At 36.4% G+C, this 1,598-nt stretch carries 1 pseudogene; it reads left to right on the forward strand.

Annotation, left to right across the window (positions count from 1 at the left end):
• Positions 1 to 1,598 (forward strand): annotated as a pseudogene (locus tag ACRBBL_RS26600) (hypothetical protein); the annotation flags it as partial.

A 1,598-nucleotide genomic window follows, 5' to 3' on the forward strand; every position in this document is an offset into this window, starting at 1 on the left:
ATTTTAGATTCAGTAGAATGTAGTAATAACTTATCAGATTTAAATGGTGATATTGAAAGTTTATCAATAGGCAGTTTACCAAATTCAGGGACAGTACAAAATATGACTGGTTCGGCAGATGTGAATGATGGTGGTCTTTTTGGCATAAACCCCGCGGTTTCACCTTTTGAAGGGAGTAAATTTATTTCCTTTCATACAGGTCCGGCTAATGGGAATAGGTTTGAAACTTGGAGTTTGCAGCTTTCAAGTGTATTGAATACTGGTCATCAACTAACCCTATCTTTTTACGCTCGTATTATGAATGAAGGAAACAGAGATTGGGATGCACCAAGTATAATATATGTTAGAGGAGGAACTTCGTTTGGTGATGAATCAATTGTAGTTGGACAATCTCAAATAATAACTACAGGTAGTTGGCAAGAAGTCTCAATTTCTTTTGTTGTTCCAAGTACTTTATCGCACCTCACTTTTTATAATCAAAGTACAACTACAGGAGAATCTTTTATTGGTATGGATGATATCAAGATCCTATTAGTAGATAAAGATACAGATAATGACGGTATTCTAGATTGTAGAGATCTTGACTCCGACAATGATGGGATTCCAGACAATATAGAAGCACAAACAACACAGAATTATATAGCGCCTAATGCAGACAATGCGGCTACCTATCTTACCAATGATGGTGTCAACTCTGCCTATTTAGGAGGCTTATCTCCTGTAAATACAGACAGTGTATCTGTTACAGACAATCCAGATTATTTAGATCTAGACTCTGATGAAGATGGTGTCTTTGATATTGCAGAATCTGGTTTAGCTAACAATGATAGTGACAATGACGGAGATACAGACGGTACAGTAGGAACCAATGGATTAGATAACGATGCCACCATAGAAAATGCAGACGATTATACCGATGTTAATGGACTTTCTCATGATGGCACCAATTTCTTATTAGCAGATTCAGATAATGATACCGATGCTGATGGAACTAATGCCGATCCAACAAATAATATAGATTTAGATTACAGAGAAGTTAAAACTGATGTTATTATTACACAAGTATATCACAATGGTATCCATAGAGTAATTGAATTAACAAATATTGATACAAATTCTATTACTGCTGGTTCCATAAACCTTGTGTATTATGCGAATGTAAGCGGCGATCAAACAGGAGTTACTCCAACGGCTACATATACTGTTACAGGAAGTTTAGCGCCAAATCAATCTGTTTTAATAGAAAGCACTGGACTTTCAGGAGTAAATATTAATAACGCTCCTATAAGGGAAGTAAACGCAGGAATTACCGCTTTCGATGCAGGTAATGACATTTTGATTCTTTCTACAACTACCGACAATACTGCATGGGCTAATCGAATAGATGTAGTAGAAAATATAACAAATACGTCCTCTATAGTACGTAATGATGATATAATTACAGGAAACGGTATTTTTACTACTTCCGAGTGGACAGTATTTGTAGACAATGCCTTAGATCCATACCGAGCTATAGGCTTAGGCGGACCAGAACGTCATGTACACGATCCGCTCATTTCAGAAGTAAATACAAGTGTAGCTGATAAAAACCAAGGATT

Source organism: Kordia sp. (assembly GCF_050633145.1).
In the GTDB taxonomy this organism is placed as follows: Bacteria; Bacteroidota; Bacteroidia; order Flavobacteriales; family Flavobacteriaceae; genus Kordia.